We start from the raw sequence: 17,087 nt of genomic DNA on the forward strand, positions 1-17,087 counted from the left end.
GGCGCACCGTTGCTTTCTGTCGTCTGGAGGATGCGTGGCAAAAAAACTGGCTGCAACCAAACACTGGAAAATGATCGTGGTGCTGTTGTGCATCTGCGGGGCGCTGATGCTGATTCGCTGGGCGGCGATGATATGGGGATGAAAGAGTGGATCAGCAGCCACAAGCTTGGCGTGTTGGTGATGGTGATTTTGGTGCTGGAGTTACTGCACTACCTGCTCACGGCGTCATGGTTCCCATGGCAGATTGGCTAATCAATCAGGCGTACTCACCGTCTGTCTGGCGTACGTTACGCGCACTGCTGCGCGCAATGCGATACGCCTTGCGTGGATCGCCCGCCACGAACTCAAACGTGGGCGAGAAATAGAATGGCAGCCAGCCACCGAAGCCGCTTTCCCATTCCCAACGTACGGGGCAGGGCCAGAGAATGCCATCATACAAAATGTAATAAACCCAGCGTCCGTTTGGACGACGGGGGCGAGATGTTTTCATTGGATTCACAACGATGATAGTGAAAAGCAGCTTATATTTTGAACGCTACAACCCATTCTTGCAATGCCGTTTGGCTACTATTTGCGCAACTTTAATCAAGCTGGCACCGAATTAACGGTGCACTTCGCCACAAAGTAAGACCACATTTGGCCGCACTTTATGGATGCGATCGGCCATCTGCTCACAGGCCACTTTGGTCGGATAGATACGCTCCGAAACCGGTAAGGCATCACAGGCATCATGCCCACACGCGCTCACTAATAAAACAAAACCAATCAGCATAATCAGACTCCTTTAACACCTTCTCGCTGGTACGGAATGTGTGGCTGGTCGTTCCCTTTTTTGATCCAGTATAGCTAAACGCGTTGAGAGTCAATTATCACCCTGAGCGGCTTTCTTGTCCGGCTCGCAAGATTATACGCATCGCAGTGCGCAACCGTAGCTCAATCTGGGATAAACTATGCGGCCCTGATAAAAACGATGAGTGAGTTAACATGTCGAACGAAATTGCCCAACCAGCCAGCAGCCCAAAACAAGCCGCCTTGCAACTGGTGATTGAACTGGTGCGCGCGGGAAAACTGAGCCCGCTGCACGGTGATGCTTCCAACATGATTTCTATCTACGAACAGTTCAAAACCCATTTCGAAGCGGAAAAAGAGTAATTTTTGTGCCAGCGGTCGCCATGAATGGCGGCCCTAGGCGATCTCATCCGTGTGGGTGCGGTCGTACTCTTCCTGCGCGCGTTCCAGTGATGGACCGTGCTCCAGCGCCCAGTCATACAACGCGATAAACGGTTGTTGCAGCGTCTGCGCCAGCGGCGTCAGGCTGTATTCCACACCGATTGGCGCGGTGTTCAGCACTTCGCGATTCACCAGCCCATTACGCTCCAGCCGCTTTAACGCATCCGCCAACGCTTTGTGAGTGATGCCATCCAGCCGACGACGAATCTCGTTAAAACGCGACGGCTTAGTACAAAGCACGGTGAGAATTAAAATCGACCATTTATTGGTGATGTGCTCCAGCACCGGCCGGGTTTTTCCTACATCTCTCAAGCTGTTACCGTCGATCTCTGCCATGGCGATATACTCCGCGATATCTGGTATAAATGAAGTGCGTAATTGTTATTAAATATAAAATATATACCATCAGCTTTCTACCCAAACAGGAGAGAGCAGATGAGCAGACTGGATAACAAAGTGGCAGTGGTACTGGGCGGCGCAAAAGGAATTGGTCTGGCAATCAGCCAGCGTTTTGCCAGTGAGGGCGCTACCACCTGGTTTACCTCGCGCCGTGACGAGGAGTTACAGACCGCCAGCAGCAGCATCAGCGGCAACGCGCATCCGCTGCGTGCCGATGTGAGCCAGCAGAGTGAATTGACGCGCATTATTGAAACGATCACGCGTGAATCCGGCCAGCTGGATGTGTTGGTGATCAACGCTGGGATGGCGGAGTACGCCACCATTGATGAGATTAGCGCTGAGCATTTTGATCACATCTTCGGCCTCAATGTGCGCTCGCCGGTGTTTGCCCTGCAGGCCGCGTTGCCGCTGCTGAAGCCCGGCGCCAGCGTGGTATTGATTGGTTCTATTGCCGATGTGATTGGCACCGAAGGATACGGCGTTTACAGCGCCAGTAAAGCCGCGCTGCGATCCTTTGCCCGTACCTGGACGCGCGAGCTCTCTGCGCGCGGTATCCGCATTAACGTGGTGGCGCCCGGCCCGATCGATACCGATATGATGCGGGCGGCTTCTGAAGAGGTGCGCAACGGCATCACCAGCACTATTCCGCTCAGCAGAATGGGCAAGCCCGAAGAGGTGGCCAACGTCGCGCTGTTCCTCGCCAGTGACGAGAGCAGTTACATCGCGGGCGCAGAAATCTGTGTGGATGGCGGTTTGACACAGGTGTAAGCATCATACATAGCCATCTCAGGATGGCTGTTTTGCTTTGGTCAGGCGAAATACCAGGCGGGCAGGATAGCGATTAAATTGTTCAGCGTGTGCAGGAAAATCGGTAGCGCCAGGCTGTTGCTGCGCAGGCGCGCGTAGCACAGCAGCATGGAAAACAGCGTTAAGGCAACCAGCGTTTCCCAGTGCACATATTGGGTATGCATCGCGGCGAACAGCAGGGAGGTGAGCAGCATGCAGGCAAAACGGCTTCTCGGCGCCCACAACAGAAAACCTTGCAGTAAAAATCCCCGGAACAGCACTTCTTCAAACACCGGCGCCAGCAGCACGGCGGTGAGCAGCAGAATCAACATCGAGCTGCGTCCCTGCTGCGATTGCGCAATCAGCCAGCCTTCGGGTTGCAGAAACTGCGTCTGCGCCACCATCAAAGCAAACAGCAAACCGATAAACAGCAGCGCCTGCATTGGACGCACAAAGCCCAGCGGAATGTCGCTGCGACGCTGACAGTAAAAACGGTACAGCGGATAGATCACCGCAAACTCCACCAGGCATAGCACCGGCATCAGCAAGCCGTTGGTACGCAGCATCCCGTAATTGGGAAACAGCGTAACCAGCATGGTCACAAGGTAATAGACCACAAAGCTACCCACGTAGAACAGCGTTAACGTAACTTTGTCGGATTGGGTGTCCATAGGCGACTCAGCGAGCAGAGGAGAGCGCATAGTAGCAACGCCGATCATCCCTGTCGAGGTGGCGTGCTGCACATTTGCGCTGCTCAAATATTCCACCAACAAGACTAAATCTGCGGCGCTTGGGGCCGATAACCGATCAAACCCTTACAGGGTGGAGATGTGCGCAGTCTGCGTTGTCATCCGCCTTTTTTTGCTGCCTGTATTCTACGAGCAATGCGCATGAATTCTGAGTTTCACCGGCACACGGCACTGGCCGCCAGGACCAATATGGAAGCACACACGGTAAGGCTGACGCGGCGCATTCTGCGCACCTTATCCTCGCTGCTGTTTGGCGTGCTACTTCTCTCTGTGGTGATGGTGCTGGTTATCGCCCATCGACAAAACATCGACTCAATCCAGCAGGATGCCAATCTGATGCGTCAGGCGTGGCAGCAACAGCAGCAACAGATGCTCGTCGATGCGCGCGATTATGCTAACTGGGGCGAAGGCTGGAAGAACCTGCATCTGACGGTCAATAAGGTTTGGGCGTGGGACGAAGAGAACTTTGGTCCGGGGCTTTACAAGGAGTATCACTACGACGGCGTGTTCGTGGTCGATGGCAATGGGAAAACCCGCTATGCGGTGATTAACGGTGAATTATCGGATGCTTCGATTGAGAGCTTGTTAGGCGCACAAAGCAACGTACTGCTAAGCGCGGCGCGCTCACGGCATGACGCCGTTGCAGGCAATGCGCTGGTGGAGAGTAACCCGGCGATTGTCGTGGCCGCGCCGATTACGCCGGGCAAAGGACAGGATTTGCCGACGATGCCCGGCCCCGCTTCGGTCATGGTGTTCGTTAACACTTTCACGCCACAAAAACTGCAAACGCTGGGCAAAGCCCTGAATGTGATTGAACCGCGCATCGCCAGCGATCTAAACGATGCGCGGTTTGAGCCACGGCTGGTGGAGCCGGTGCTGCAGGGCGAACCCCTGGTGCTGCGCTGGCAGCCGAAAAATCCCGGCTTCGGCGTGATGTGGCTGATGATGCCGCTGCTGCTGTTCACCGCGCTGGCGGTGGCGCTGGTTACGCGTCGCGTGCTGCGGCATGCACTGCACAACGCGGTGATCTCCGATCGTCGCTTTGAAATGCTGGCGATCAGTCAGCGTGAGTTGGCCAACAGCGAAGAGCGTTTTCGCGATCTGGCGGAAGCCGCGTCGGACTGGATTTGGGAAGTCGACGCACAGGGCCGCCTCTGTTATCTCTCGTCGCGCTTTGCTGCGGTGACCGGCCATGAAGTGAAAAGCTGGATTGGACGTCCGCTCGATCAACTGCTGAGCCATCCCAGCCATTCGCTGGTCTCCTGGCTGATGCGTCAAGGCGAAGAGGTGAAACCTGTGCCGCTGCGCTGCCAGTTTATGTCGGCCAACGGCGAGCGCCGCATTGGGCAGTTAATGGCGAAAGCCATTCGGCGTAACGGCTTGCGCTCGGGTTTTCGCGGCACGGTGTCGGATATCACTCATGAAGTGGACGCCGAAGCGCGCATTCAGTTTCTGTCACGTCATGACATGCTGACCGGCCTCGCGAACCGCATGCAGCTGCAGGAGTATTTAACCGCGTATCTGGAGTGCGTCAGCGCGGATGATCCGCTGTTTGTCATCAGTTTCGATCTCGATCAGTTCAAACCGATCAACGATACGTGGGGCCACGCAGTCGGTGATGACGTTCTGAATGAGATCTCGACACGGCTGAAAAGCTTGCTGGCGCCGAATGAACTGGCGGCCCGGCTCGGCGGCGATGCCTTTATTTTGCTGCTGCGCGAAAGCACGCGGGCGGGTGTGGAATATCGCTGTCGTGCGCTGCAGCGCATGGTGCATCAACCGATCATCAGCGGATCGCATCAAATTAGCCTCACCGCCAGCATGGGCATCGTATCAGCACCGCAGGATGCGGCTCAGCCGGAAGCGCTGTTACGCCTGGCCGATATTGCGCTGGCTCAGGCGCGCAGTGCCGGACGCGATCGGTGGGTTTGGTACTCCACCGATATGGCGAACCATCTGCAGTCAAAACGCGACATGGTGCAGGCGATTGAGGGCGCGCTGCACAATCACGCCTTCACGCTGCATTACCAGCCGCGCTATCAGCTGCAAAGCGGGCAGCTGGCTGGCGCGGAAGCGCTGATTCGCTGGCAGATAGCTGACGACCAATGGATCACACCCGATCGCTTTATTCCATTAGCGGAAGAGAACGGCCTGATCGCTGCGATCAGCGATTGGGTGCTGATGCGCGCATGCGCGGACGCCCGCGACTGGGGCGAACAGCGCTATGTTTCTGTGAATATTTCGCCGGTGGAGTTTCGTAATAACGATCTGGTGCAGCGCGTGGCGCATGCGCTGGAGGTGAGTGGATTACCGGCCACACGGCTGGAGCTGGAGATCACCGAAAACGTCACTTTTGAAAATCCGGATCGCGCATTGGAGATCATGCAAGGCCTGCGCGCGCTCGGCGTGCGGCTGACGGTGGATGATTTTGGTACCGGCTATGCGGCGTTGGGCTATCTGAAAACCTTCCCATTCAACGGCTTGAAGATCGATCGTTCATGGATGAAGGAGTTCCCGGAATCGCAGCAGGCGCAATCGGTGGTGGCGGGGATTGTCGGTCTGGCTCGCGCGTTTGCGCTGACCATTACCGCAGAAGGGATTGAAACCGAAGCACAGCTAAAGGCGCTGAAAGCGCTGTCATGTGAAGAAGGGCAGGGATATGTCCTTGGCCGACCCATGTCGCTGGCAGCCTTTAATGCGCGGTTACAGGAAGAGGAAACCGTTAATTGATTTTGCACACATTGTAGCGGCGCAATGCATTGCGTGATAAATCGCGCCGCTACGAAATGTGCGCGGCCTTTTAACGCACTCTGATCGCAACAAACGTCATCAGAGCGGCGAAGCCAACAAAAATCACCAGTTCCATCATTGCCTCCTCGCTAAGAAAATTCTTAGTTAATTGTAGTGGCTGGCGGATTGATTTTTAGACAGTGCGTGCGATTAATCCTAACTTTTGAGAGGAAGATCGCCCTTTTGAGCTGATTAGTGCGACCAATCTGCTGTAAAAATTTCCGTTTCACGGTCACGCTTTGCTACTCTCAAAAACCGGTTGTCTATTTATCCAGGAGGAGAAACTTGTGACCCATTATGGAAAAGCGCTACTGGTAACGGCCTTTTTTGCCCTGACCGCTTGCCAGTCAGCCAGCAAACCTGACGCCAGCGCGGCTGCCAGCCACGATCCGGAAACCGATCAGTGCGGCGCATCGCAATACCAAAACTACGTTGGTCAGCCATTATCGACGCTCGACAACAAACGCTTCGCGGTGCCCGTGCGTGCTATTCCGTGGAATTCAGCGGTAACGATGGATTTCAATCTGCGTCGGATAAATTTCGCGGCGGATCAAAGCGGTAAAATTTCCCGGGTGTACTGCGGATAACAAAAAAACGACATTGCATTGTCATATGGCTGTCACAGCGCCGGGCGAGGATAACTGCGCACTACGGAGATTTCCTCGTCACTCTCGAATATGCAATGTTCGTCTTATTTCTTCCCGCTGCGGCGGGAATTTTTTTATCTTTCGGCCTGCAAGGCTGATGGAGGAGTGATGATGAGAACGCGTGGAAAATTGCTGCTGTTAACGATGTTGTTGAGTCCGCTGGCGCAGGCGTCGAGCGAAGCCGCATGGCAGCAGAACGACAAAAATATGCAGCAAAGCTGTCTCAAGGCCAGCGGCCTGAAGACAGCGAAATTGGTGGGTAAGCCGATTCCGTATGATGATAGCGTGGGCTTTGATGCGCTGCTGCTGGAAGGTCGCTATCCGCAAAAGCACATGAAAAATCAGGTCGGACGCGAACTCTGCCTGTACCAGCGTCAAAGCGGCAAGGCATTTGTCAGCGAAGCCGACCATCTGCGTGCGGTAAAATAGTGGCGTGGGCCGCTATTTCTGCGGCCCCGATTCCAGCAGTTTTGCCAGTAAGTTGCGGTAGCTCTGCAACTGCTGTTCATCCCCTTCAAATTCCAGCTTATCAATCACGCGCGCAATAATCGCTTTGCTGGTGGCAGGCTGTCCGTCATCCATCAGTTCGCGCATGATCGCCGCTAACATGTCGCTCTCATGCGGTGCATGCCAGGCTGGGCTATTGAAGTAGTCGGTAATCGCCCGACTGGCGCTGTTTGGCTGGGTTCTCATAGCTGACCTCCGCAGAGACAACGATGCCCACCGCCGGATAATGGCAGCATGGGGAAATTGGGTTTAATCATGCGGACTGCCCAGAACAGACAGCGCGTCGCCAGTGATAACTGGTGGTTTTTTAAACATAGATGCGGTGTGGAATATTGTCAGTAACGTGTAGACATATTTTTTCACGTTTGCCTGCCATTGCGATGCGCTTATCTTGCGGCAGGCAGGGTTTCAGCACATAAAGACACTAAAAAACGGCTTTCAGACATGATTTGCTGTGAGCAAAATCACGCTCGACAGTGTAAAACTGCGTTTTTTCGCCCATGCCATGTTTTGCCGTCCGGTAATGTTATGAGATTGTTAGACTGAACTCTCGTTTCATTCTGCTGATGCCCACGCCCATGTTACGCTCCATCGAGTCCTGGAAAGTTAATCTGATATCCGTTTGGTTTGGCTGCTTTTTTACCGGCCTTGCTATCAGTCAGATCATTCCCTTCCTGCCGCTGTATGTGGAAGAACTCGGGATTCGTGGCGCTAACGCGCTCAGCGTCTGGTCTGGACTCACTTTCAGCGTCACCTTCATTGTTTCTGCCGCCGTCGCGCCGTTGTGGGGCAGCCTTGCTGACCGTAAAGGGCGCAAGCTAATGCTGCTGCGCGCCTCTTTCGGCATGGGCGCGGTGATTCTGCTGCAGGCGTTTGTCACTCAGGCGTGGCAGCTGTTGCTGCTGCGCGCGCTGATGGGCCTTACGTCCGGCTACATTCCCAATGCGATGGCGCTGGTGGCGGCGCAGGTACCGCGCGAACGCAGCGGCTGGGCGCTGAGCTGTGTTTCCACCGGGCAAATCAGCGGCGTCATTCTCGGGCCGATGATTGGCGGTTTGCTGGCGGACTGGCTCGGTTTACGCATGGTGTTTATCGTCACCGCCGTGCTGCTGATGGTGAGCTTTCTCGTCACTTTGTTTCTGATAAAAGAGACCGGTTATACGCCGGTTAGCAAGCAGGACAAGCTGAGCGGGCGCGACGTGTTTCGCACCCTCGATAATCCGCGCTTAATGATCTGCCTGTTCTTCACCACCATGGTGATTCAGATGTGCAACGGCTCGGTGAACCCCATCCTGACGCTGTTCGTGCGTGAGCTGGCACCGAATGCGCAGAACATCGCGTTTCTCAGCGGGGTGATCGCCGCGCTGCCGGGCGTATCGGCGCTGATCTCCGCGCCACGGCTGGGTAAACTCGGCGATCGTATTGGCACGCAACGCATTCTGCTCGCCACCATGATGGTGTCATTATTGCTGCTGGTGGCGATGTCGTTTGTCACCAGCGCGACGCAGTTGGGCGTGTTGCGTTTCCTGTTGGGATTTGCCGATGGCGCCATGATGCCGGCGGTGCAAACGCTGCTGGTGCGGCATTCACGCGATAACGTCACCGGGCGCATTTTCGGCTACAACCAATCGTTTATGTACTTGGGTAACGTGGCGGGTCCGCTGCTGGGCGCGGCGGTATCGGCGGCAACCGGCTATCGCTGGGTGTTCTTCGCCACGGCGATGGTGGTGATGGTTAACGTGATCTTCCTGCGCCGCTTCTATCGTCGGCCGAAAACCACGCTGACTCCACCTTTGAGCCAGCGTGAAACCGCAGAAAAACCTACTGACGCAACGTCAGCGCGTAGTGCCAGCGCTGCTGAGAAAGCAAAAACTCCGGGCTAACGCTTGGGCTCCATGAATCATCACCGCCGACGCCCATGTGGAAGCCGTCGAGGTGCAGCCAGCAGCCCTCCTCTTGCTGCAATAAGTGGCGATGCGAGGTGGCACGCAGCTGTTCAAGGCTGAAGCGACTGAGCGAAAAGGCGAAGTCGCCGCTCACCTGCAAGCCATTGCTCTGTAACTGACGCGTGCCGCAGCGCAAACCATTTTCACCGGGGAACACATACGCGGTGCTGAGCGCTGCCAGCGGCAGCTGCCAGCGCGAGAACTGCGCCGCCAGTTGGCGATCCGGATAGTTCTCGTGCGGGCCTAAACCGAGCCAGCTCGCCTGCTGCGGCGACTTCGCCAGTTGGCAGCGCAGCCCGATGCGTGCCGGCGGCGGCAGACCGGGCGCCTGTTCCACATTGACGCTAATGGACAACTCACCGTTAGCATTAATTTGATAGCGTTTATGGCTGGTGAAAGCCAGCTGACCGTTGGCCAGCCACTGATGCCAGGTTTCAATCAGCACGCTGTGTTTCAGGCTATCGACTTGCATATCCACCAGCACCGCTTGCAACTCATCGTAGCCCGCACGTTTCCAGCGCTCGACCCACGCATTGGGATCAACATTGGCAGCTTCGCTGGTGCCGATATCGTTATCAATCGGCGCACGAATAAAGCACTCCTGCAGCGGCGTGATCAGCGTTTCTTCATCATCAACAAACCATTGCACCAGCTCGCCACTGCGGCGCGAGAAGTGCCAGCGCTGCTGCGGCACAACCACCGCCACCAAATCGTGATTGGCGATCAGTTCCGGCGCGGTGGCACCGATCTCCACAACGCGCACCGGCAGCGCAGCGGGCAGCGGCCACTGATCCCAGGCGACGCGCGCATCCGCTTCGGACCACGGCGTGGCGTTGATTTGATGCACCGCCAGATTCAGCCACGCGTTGCCCTGCAAATCTTCACTGGCGGGCAGCGTAAAGGTCTGGCTGCCTTGAGCGGCGAGATCGAGCGGCAATTCACCGCTGGCGATGGCAACGCCATCCTGCTCGATTGACCAGCGCAGCACTTCGTTATCGCTGCGGCGGAACAGATATTCGCTGCTGACGGTAAAGCGATACGGCTCGTTAGCATCCCGCTGAAACTGAAAGAACTGCTGCGCGCGCTGGGCTTCAAACAGCGCCGGATGCGGTGAGCGGTCGGCAAAAAACAGCCCGTTCATGCAGAACTGGCGATCGTTTGGCGTATCGCCAAAATCCCCGCCGTAGGCTTGCCAGGCTTCACCGTTGTCGTCGTAGCGCGTCAGGCTTTGATCGACCCAATCCCAGACAAAGCCGCCCTGCAAGCGCGGGAACTGGCGGAAGGCTTGCCAGTATTTAGCGAAACCGCCAAAGCTGTTGCCCATCGCGTGGGCGTATTCACACAGAATCAATGGCCGCGTCTCGCCCGGCAAACCAATCCACTTTTTCAGCGACCACTTTGGCACCGCCGGAAAAGGCTGATCCTGATCGACGCGCGCGTACATCGGGCAGACGATATCGGTGGCGGCGGTGTTGGCGCCGCCACCTTCGTACTGCACCGGACGCGTCGGATCGCTGCTTTTCACCCAGTGATAGAGCGCATCGTGCGTGCTGCCGTGACCTGATTCGTTGCCCAGCGACCAGATAATAATGCAGGCATGATTGCGGTCGCGCTGCACCATGCGCGTGACGCGCTCGCTGTAGGCGGCGAACCAGCGCGGATCGCTGGAGAGGCGATTCATGGGCTGCATACCGTGCGTTTCGATATTCGCCTCATCCACCACATACAAGCCGTATTGATCGCACAGGCGATACCACAGCGGATGATTAGGATAGTGCGCGCAGCGTACCGCGTTAAAGTTGTGGCGCTTCATCAGCTCGATGTCGCGGCGCATGCTGGCTTCATCCACCACCTGACCGTTTTCCGGGTGATGTTCATGGCGGTTCACACCACGAATCAGCAGCGGCTTGCCGTTGAGGCACAATTGGCCCTGTTCAATGCTGACGCGGCGGAAACCGACGTCGTAAGCTTCGGCTTCGAGCACGGCACCGTTTTCATCCATCAGCGTCACCACCGCGCGATAGAGATGCGGCGTTTCGGCGCTCCACAGCTGCGGCTGGTTGACCGGCAAGATCAGCAGGGCGCGTTCGGGATAATGTCCGCGCTCGTCGATAATCGCACTGCCGGGTGCCTGTTCCTGCTCACCAATGCAGCTGTCGCCGCGCCACAAACTGACGCGCAGACGGCACTGCGCGGGCTGACGATCGCCGGCGTGGATCTTGACGCTGACACGCAGATCGCCGCGCAGGTATTCCGGGCTCAGCGCGGTTTCAATCTGCACATCGGCCAGCTGCGTCTCCGGCTTATGCAGCAAGCTGACATCACGGAAGATGCCGCTCATGCGCCACATATCCTGATCTTCCAGATAGCTGCCATCGCACCAGCGCAGCACCATCACGGCTAAGCGGTTCTGGCCGGGCTGCAAAGCGTGAGTGAGATCAAACTCGGCGGGCAGGCGGCTGTCCTGCGAATAGCCGATCCACTGGCCGTTACACCACAGGAAGAAGGCCGAATTTACGCCGTCGAAGATAATGCGCGTCTGGCCCTGTTGCAGCCAGCTAGCATCCACTTTGAATGTGAGCGAGTAGCATCCAGTAGGATTCTGTTGCGGCACCAAAGGTGGCGTTACCGGAATTGGATACTGCACATTGGTATAAATTGGCGCGTCAAAGCCGTGCAGCTGCCAGTTTGCGGGCACCGGCAGCGCATCGGCGCCAGGCAAATCCTGCAGCAGCCAGCTTTGCGGTACCGCTTCCGGCTGCGTGAAGTAGCTGAAGCTCCATTGGCCGTTCAATAGCTGGCGTGAAGGCGAAGGGCGATCGTCGCGCGCGCTGATTTCGTCGCGCCAGCTGGCAAACGGCGGATGCGCATCCAGTCGATTAAGGCTGGTGATCACCGGATTTTCCCAGTCACGGCGCGCCAGAATTTCACTCAGGGAGACAGCAGATAAGCTCATGATGAGATCTCATTTATTGTAATGCGCTCACATTGCGTGAAATCGCACCGGCTGTAAAGCGATCAACCACGATTTTGCGCAGCGCGTTGGCAGCAATCTATGTCACCCGTGCAATGTTTTTGCCGCTTTAGTGCCAGTAAATTGTTAAGCGTGGTGAGCAGAGATGAATAGCGCCGGGTTGCGGAGAATTCTGTATTGTCGTGCCCGGTGCGGCCTCATACACTCAGCCCGATTTCACCATTCCGAGGTAATTATGGTCCGTATGATTAAAATCGCCGCAGTTGTGGCATTGGTCACCGCGCTGAGCGGTTGTATTTTCCCACCTCCGGGTGGCGGCGGTTGGGGCGGCGGTCATGGTGGCGGCGGTCCGGGTCGCGGCTTTATGGGGCCCCGCTAATTAGCACCGGCGTTAATTAATAGAATAAGCGAAACGTTTCAATTCACCATTAAGCGTTCAGAGAAACGTTTCGCTATTAACTATTGAAATCTAGCCGGTTTTTTTTATTCTGCCGTTTGGCTGTTTTTTCTCTAAAACGGCTTAAAAATCCTTGTTGTTTTATTCAGCGCAATGCTAACGTCTGTTTTTCTTCTCTCATTGAGCTTGTCGCATGAAAAACCTGATTGCGGAACTCCTTCTAAAGCTGGCTGAAAAAGAAGAAGAGTCTAAAGAATTAGTGGCTCAGGTCGAGGCATTAGAAATCGTGTTAACCGCGATGCTGCGCAAACTGAATCCCGATCAATTCCACGACATTGAGGCCGCTATTAAATTAGCCATGCCGCCCGTCGCTCCCGCGGCTGAAACGCCCGATACCACCATGTTGCGTAATTACGTAGAGAAGTTGCTGCATCATCCGCGCGTATAATGGCTATCGCCTGTTTTTGCAGGCAATTGTCATTATCGATTTCTCGTATTTGCTTATTCCGTGCCATGCTTAGAGAGCAATAATGCTACGGAGAATCCGGTAATGAAATCGTGTCTTTTGGCAATAATGACAGCAGGCTTGCTGATTGCAGGCGGAGCGAGTGCGGCAGAGAAAACCGCACAGCAGGAAAAAATGACCCAGTGTAACCAGAGCGCCGGTACACAAAATCTGAAAGGCGATGCGCGTAAAAGCTTTATGAGTGACTGTCTGAAAAAAGACAGCAAAATAGGCAGTATGACGCCGCAACAAATGAAGATGAAAACCTGTAATGCTGATGCGAGCGATAAAAAGCTCACCGGCGATGCACGTAAAACGTTTATGAGTTCGTGCCTGAAGAAAAGCTGATTTAATTAGCGATAAATCGTCGCCGTTTTTAAATCACTCATGCGTGAAAAGGAATAAGGGTTCATGTTTAGCGTGAACCCTTTTTTTATTGCTGTAAGCTGCGGCGCAAACATATTCAATTTTACTTATCACGTCAGAGGAAAAACTCATATCAGGATCCTCATCACAAAACCGCACCAATAACGCTGCCAGGATGCTTTAGTCCTAAATAATGACTAATTATTCCATCCGCTCAATCCCCGCGAAGCCAGAGCGTTCGTTGGGCAGCCTTTACCTGTGGAGTCTGCTATGAATGTGCTTGATTATGCTGTGATGGCGCTTTATGCGCTGATGATTGTGGCTATAACCTTGTGGGCGATGCGCAAGGTAGGCAGCACGCGTGATTTCTTTGCGGCTGGCGGCAAAATGCCGTGGTGGCTGTCGGGCGTGTCGCATCATATGTCAGGCTACAGCGCGGCGGTGTTTGTCGCCTATGCGGCGGTGGCTTACAACATGGGCATCACCATCTATTTTTGGTGGGCGTTTCCCATCGCGATTGCGGTGTTGATAGGTTCACGCCTGTTTGCGCCGCGCTGGGCGCGCTTGCGCATCTATATGAACATCGAATCGCCGATGGAATATCTCGCCACGCGCTACAACCTGCCAACGCAAATGGTGCTGGCGTGGAGCGGGGTGCTGCTGAAAACTTTTGACGTCGGCGCGAAGTGGGCGGCAATTGCGGTCATCATCAACGTCTTCACCGGACTCGATCCGCTGATTGGCATCTGCGTTTCCGGCGCGCTGAGTTTGTTTTACACCGTGATGGGCGGATTGTGGGCGGATGCCTGCAACGACTTCGGCCAGTTCGTGGTGCAATTTGTGGCCGCGATTGTGATGGTGGTCGCGGTGGCGGTGCATCTCGGCGGATTTGCTGAACTGTTCACCATCTGGCAGCGTTTGCCGCCAACCCATACCCAGATTATTCAGGAGCCGTACAGCATCGGCTTTATTCTCGCCTATTTCGTCATCTACACGCTGAGCTACAACGGCGGCACCTGGAATCTGGCGCAGCGCTTTATAGCCGCGCCCGCCGGCCGCGATGCACGCAAAGCGGCGCGCCTCTCCGCCGCGCTCTATCTCATCTGGCCGCTGATTCTGTTCTGGCCGATGTGGGCAGCGCCGCTGCTGTTTCCCAATCTCAGCGATCCGTCGCGCTCTTATTCGATGATGGCGATGGAGCTGCTGCCGAATGGTCTAGTGGGTTTGGTGCTGGTGGCGATGTTTACTCACACGCTGTCGATGACCTCGTCGGATGCCAACGCCATTACGGCGGTGGTGACGCGCGATATCCTGCCCGGCATGCTGCCGAAACACTTTCAGCGCGGTAAAAGCTCGCTGCTGGTGGCGCGGCTCACCGCTTTTATCTTCATTATCACCACGCTGGTGATTGCCATGAACGCCAGCCACTTCGGCGGCGTGCTGTCGCTGCTGATCATCTGGTTTGGCGGCTTAGTCGGCCCGATCTCCATTCCCATGCTGCTGGGTTTGCTGCCGGCATTTCGTCGCAGCGGCAGCGCCGCCGCGCTGGTGAGTTGGGCGATCGGCGTCGGCACTTTCTTCTGCGTGAAATTTGTCTTTACCGATGTCAGCACCGCCACCGTGGTGGCTGCGCCGGTGATGTCCTCGCTGGTGCTGTTTGTGGTGATGGGCTGGTTACGCCGCGCGCCGGTGCGCCCGGAAGTAGATCAGCTGCTGAACGCACTCAATCAGGATCAGGATGCGCCAGCCGCACAGCGCTGGGCGCATAAAAGTAACGTCTCTCAGGAGGGATAACATGACGCTCTTACAACAGGGAACCCGAGATCGCTTACGGATCAAACGCTTCGCCAGCCGCGCGGCATTAGGTGCTGCTGCGGCGCAGGATGTGGCCGCGTTTCTGCGTCAACGGCTGAGTGAACAGCATGTGGTGCGCATGGTGTTTGCCGCCGCGCCCTCGCAAAACGAGTTTCTCGCCGCGCTGATTGCGGCAAAGGATATCGACTGGTCGCGTATTCACGCTTTCCATATGGACGAGTACATCGGGCTGGAGACGGATGCGCCGCAGCGTTTCAGCCACTTTTTACGCCAGAAGCTGTTTGATGTGGTGCAGCCTGGCGAAGTTCACTTGATCCCATCTTGCGGCGATCCTGCCGTGATCTGTGCGGATTACGCGCCAAAACTTACCGCTGCACCGATTGATGCAGTGTGCCTGGGTATTGGCGAGAACGGCCATTTAGCCTTCAACGATCCGCCGGTGGCCGACTTCAACGATCCTTTCACCGTTAAGGTGGTGCAACTGGATAATGCCTGCCGCCAGCAGCAGGTTAACGATGGCTGTTTCGCCAGTTTCGAGGCGGTACCGACGCATGCCGTGACGCTCACCATTCCCACCCTGATGAGTGGTGCGCGGCTGTTCTGCATGGTGCCGGGTGCGAGCAAACGCGCGGCGGTGCGCGCAACGCTTGAGGATGCGATCTCGACCGCGTGTCCGGCGACGTGCCTGCGCCAGCATGCCGATTGCACGCTCTATACCGACAGCGATGCCTGCCCGGAGGTGACCTTTGACTAACCTCATTTTGCGCGGTCGCGATTACCGCACGATGCGACCGATTGAGCTGGAGATTGAGCACGGCACCATCAGTGATGTGCGCGCGCTGAATAAACTGGAAGAGGAGATTATCCTCGCGCCGGGCTTGGTCGATCTGCAGGTCAACGGCTTTCAGGGCGTCGATTTCAACCACTTTCCTTTTAGCGAAGAGGATGTGCTAAACGCCACGTGCGCGCTGTGGCAGCAGGGCGTCACCAGCTTTCTGCCAACGGTGATCACCGCCATGCCGGAGGAAATTGCGCAGGCGATGCAGCGACTCGCCAGCGCCCGCCAGCAGTATCCTGACGTGGCACGCGCCGTTCCGGGGTTTCATCTGGAAGGACCTTTTTTGTCGCCTGAAGATGGGCCGCGCGGTGCGCATCCGCGCGAGGCGATTCGCGCACCGGATATCGCACTGTTCGACAGCTGGCAGCAAGCCGCGCAGCAGCATATTCGCCTGCTCACGCTGTCACCGGAATGGCCGCACAGCGATGCGCTGATCAAACATTGTGTGGCGCAGCAGGTGCGCGTCGCCATTGGGCATACGTCCGCCACGCCAGCGCAAATTCACGCGGCGGTTGACGCGGGTGCGACGCTCTCCACCCATCTCGGCAACGGCGCGCATCTGCAACTGCCGCGTCATCCCAATTACATCTGGCAGCAGCTGGCGGAAGATGCGCTGACGGCCACGTTGATTGCCGATGGCGATCACCTGCCGGCGGACGTGCTGAAAGTGTTCCTGCGTGCCAAAGGCGAGCAGGCGCTGCTGGTCAGTGACGTCACCTCGTTCGCTGGGCAGCCGCCGGGCATCTACGACACCGCGATTGGCGGCCGCGTGCAGCTTAGCGCTAGCGGACGCCTGAGCATCGCCGATGCGCCGCAGCTGCTGGCGGGATCGGCGCGTGGTTTGCTGGAGGGCGTGAACTTCCTGCTGCGCCATCAGCTGGCGACGCTGGCGCAGGCGATTGAGATGGCGTCTGTTCGTCCGGCGCGGCAGCTCAATCTGCCGCAGCAACAAGGTTTGGCCTGCGGCGCACCCGCCGATGTGCTGCTGCTGGCTGCTCAGGCGGACGGCGGCGTGGCTTTACGCGGCTGTGTGAAGCAAGGCGCTGTCGTGTGGCGGTATGGTGAAGATTATCTTTAGCGAATAAACAATAACTTACCTACCGTAACGCGTTGTCGATGCGGACAAATCACCATGCTT

19 protein-coding genes are annotated in these 17,087 nt (G+C 56.4%); 13 read left to right on the forward strand and 6 right to left on the reverse strand.

Features of this window, described 5'->3' with window-relative positions:
• The first annotated feature begins 34 nt into the window (after positions 1 to 34).
• On the forward strand, positions 35 to 142 hold the full coding sequence (gene yniD / locus FCN45_RS23710) for a small membrane protein YniD (protein WP_021507251.1): 108 nt from the start codon (positions 35 to 37) through the stop codon (positions 140 to 142).
• 114 nt (positions 143 to 256) lie between these two features.
• Here the strand turns inward: yniD and FCN45_RS04400 are convergent, their stop codons facing one another.
• Together FCN45_RS04400 and FCN45_RS23585 are read right to left on the reverse strand one after the other, a co-directional pair.
• Entirely contained in the window at positions 257 to 490 is a 234-nt protein-coding gene (locus FCN45_RS04400; protein ID WP_110867781.1) for a hypothetical protein, read from the reverse strand.
• Between the two features lie 111 nt (positions 491 to 601).
• On the reverse strand, positions 602 to 772 hold the full coding sequence (locus tag FCN45_RS23585; protein WP_007887091.1) for a hypothetical protein: 171 nt from the start codon (positions 770 to 772) through the stop codon (positions 602 to 604).
• 212 nt (positions 773 to 984) lie between these two features.
• Between FCN45_RS23585 and FCN45_RS23590 the strand changes: the two genes are divergently transcribed.
• Complete coding sequence (locus FCN45_RS23590; protein WP_168197444.1) at positions 985 to 1,152, forward strand: hypothetical protein; 168 nt, start codon at positions 985 to 987, stop codon at positions 1,150 to 1,152.
• A gap of 33 nt (positions 1,153 to 1,185) precedes the next feature.
• On the opposite strand, the gene FCN45_RS04405 is transcribed toward FCN45_RS23590, so the two are convergent.
• Entirely contained in the window at positions 1,186 to 1,566 is a 381-nt protein-coding gene (locus FCN45_RS04405) for a helix-turn-helix domain-containing protein (protein ID WP_137385238.1), read from the reverse strand.
• A 99-nt stretch (positions 1,567 to 1,665) separates the two neighbouring features.
• Between FCN45_RS04405 and FCN45_RS04410 the strand changes: the two genes are divergently transcribed.
• Positions 1,666 to 2,397 (forward strand): SDR family NAD(P)-dependent oxidoreductase, encoded by a 732-nt coding sequence (locus FCN45_RS04410; protein WP_137385239.1) that lies wholly within the window; start codon positions 1,666 to 1,668, stop codon positions 2,395 to 2,397.
• A 41-nt stretch (positions 2,398 to 2,438) separates the two neighbouring features.
• Here FCN45_RS04410 and FCN45_RS04415 read toward each other — a convergent pair whose 3' ends face one another.
• The gene (locus tag FCN45_RS04415) at positions 2,439 to 3,086 is read right to left on the reverse strand and encodes a CPBP family intramembrane glutamic endopeptidase (protein WP_101762487.1); all 648 of its coding nucleotides are present in this window, start codon (positions 3,084 to 3,086) and stop codon (positions 2,439 to 2,441) included.
• 219 nt (positions 3,087 to 3,305) lie between these two features.
• Between FCN45_RS04415 and FCN45_RS04420 the strand changes: the two genes are divergently transcribed.
• The 3 genes from FCN45_RS04420 to FCN45_RS04430 all read left to right on the forward strand — a co-directional run bounded on the left by FCN45_RS04420 (position 3,306) and on the right by FCN45_RS04430 (position 7,030).
• Positions 3,306 to 5,894, forward strand: coding sequence for an EAL domain-containing protein (locus FCN45_RS04420; protein ID WP_137385240.1), 2,589 nt, complete (start codon positions 3,306 to 3,308; stop codon positions 5,892 to 5,894).
• A gap of 347 nt (positions 5,895 to 6,241) precedes the next feature.
• A complete protein-coding gene (locus FCN45_RS04425) occupies positions 6,242 to 6,541 on the forward strand; it encodes an I78 family peptidase inhibitor (protein ID WP_101762485.1) in 300 nt (99 codons plus the stop codon).
• A 171-nt stretch (positions 6,542 to 6,712) separates the two neighbouring features.
• Positions 6,713 to 7,030, forward strand: a complete 318-nt coding sequence (locus FCN45_RS04430; RefSeq protein ID WP_137386849.1) for a hypothetical protein — start codon at positions 6,713 to 6,715, stop codon at positions 7,028 to 7,030.
• Positions 7,031 to 7,042: 12 nt separating this feature from the next.
• Here FCN45_RS04430 and FCN45_RS04435 read toward each other — a convergent pair whose 3' ends face one another.
• Entirely contained in the window at positions 7,043 to 7,294 is a 252-nt protein-coding gene (locus FCN45_RS04435) for a biofilm development regulator YmgB/AriR family protein (RefSeq protein ID WP_101762483.1), read from the reverse strand.
• A gap of 392 nt (positions 7,295 to 7,686) precedes the next feature.
• On the opposite strand from FCN45_RS04435, the gene FCN45_RS04440 reads away from it, so the two are divergent.
• Positions 7,687 to 8,991 carry a multidrug efflux MFS transporter gene (locus FCN45_RS04440; RefSeq protein WP_137385241.1) on the forward strand — a complete coding sequence of 435 codons (1,305 nt, stop codon included), beginning with the start codon at positions 7,687 to 7,689 and terminating at the stop codon, positions 8,989 to 8,991.
• Here the strand turns inward: FCN45_RS04440 and FCN45_RS04445 are convergent.
• Positions 8,930 to 12,010, reverse strand: coding sequence for a beta-galactosidase (locus FCN45_RS04445; RefSeq protein WP_137385242.1), 3,081 nt, complete (start codon positions 12,008 to 12,010; stop codon positions 8,930 to 8,932). The genes FCN45_RS04440 and FCN45_RS04445 overlap by 62 nt on opposite strands.
• 253 nt (positions 12,011 to 12,263) lie before the next feature.
• Between FCN45_RS04445 and FCN45_RS23595 the strand changes: the two genes are divergently transcribed.
• From FCN45_RS23595 to FCN45_RS04470, 6 genes are all read left to right on the forward strand, one after another.
• The gene (locus FCN45_RS23595; RefSeq protein WP_168197446.1) at positions 12,264 to 12,407 is read left to right on the forward strand and encodes a hypothetical protein; all 144 of its coding nucleotides are present in this window, start codon (positions 12,264 to 12,266) and stop codon (positions 12,405 to 12,407) included.
• Positions 12,408 to 12,618: 211 nt separating this feature from the next.
• On the forward strand, positions 12,619 to 12,873 hold the full coding sequence (gene iraP / locus FCN45_RS04450) for an anti-adapter protein IraP (protein WP_101762480.1): 255 nt from the start codon (positions 12,619 to 12,621) through the stop codon (positions 12,871 to 12,873).
• A gap of 102 nt (positions 12,874 to 12,975) precedes the next feature.
• Positions 12,976 to 13,278, forward strand: a complete 303-nt coding sequence (locus FCN45_RS04455) for a PsiF family protein (RefSeq protein ID WP_101762479.1) — start codon at positions 12,976 to 12,978, stop codon at positions 13,276 to 13,278.
• A 288-nt stretch (positions 13,279 to 13,566) separates the two neighbouring features.
• A complete protein-coding gene (locus FCN45_RS04460; RefSeq protein ID WP_101762478.1) occupies positions 13,567 to 15,090 on the forward strand; it encodes a sodium:solute symporter family protein in 1,524 nt (507 codons plus the stop codon).
• A gap of 1 nt (position 15,091) precedes the next feature.
• Complete coding sequence (locus FCN45_RS04465) at positions 15,092 to 15,865, forward strand: glucosamine-6-phosphate deaminase (protein WP_137385243.1); 774 nt, start codon at positions 15,092 to 15,094, stop codon at positions 15,863 to 15,865.
• On the forward strand, positions 15,858 to 17,027 hold the full coding sequence (locus tag FCN45_RS04470) for an N-acetylglucosamine-6-phosphate deacetylase (protein ID WP_137385244.1): 1,170 nt from the start codon (positions 15,858 to 15,860) through the stop codon (positions 17,025 to 17,027). Before FCN45_RS04465 ends, FCN45_RS04470 begins: the two co-directional genes overlap by 8 nt.
• Positions 17,028 to 17,087: the final 60 nt, after the last annotated feature.

The organism is Pantoea sp. SO10 (assembly GCF_005281435.1).
Classification (GTDB): domain Bacteria; phylum Pseudomonadota; class Gammaproteobacteria; order Enterobacterales; family Enterobacteriaceae; genus Pantoea; species Pantoea leporis.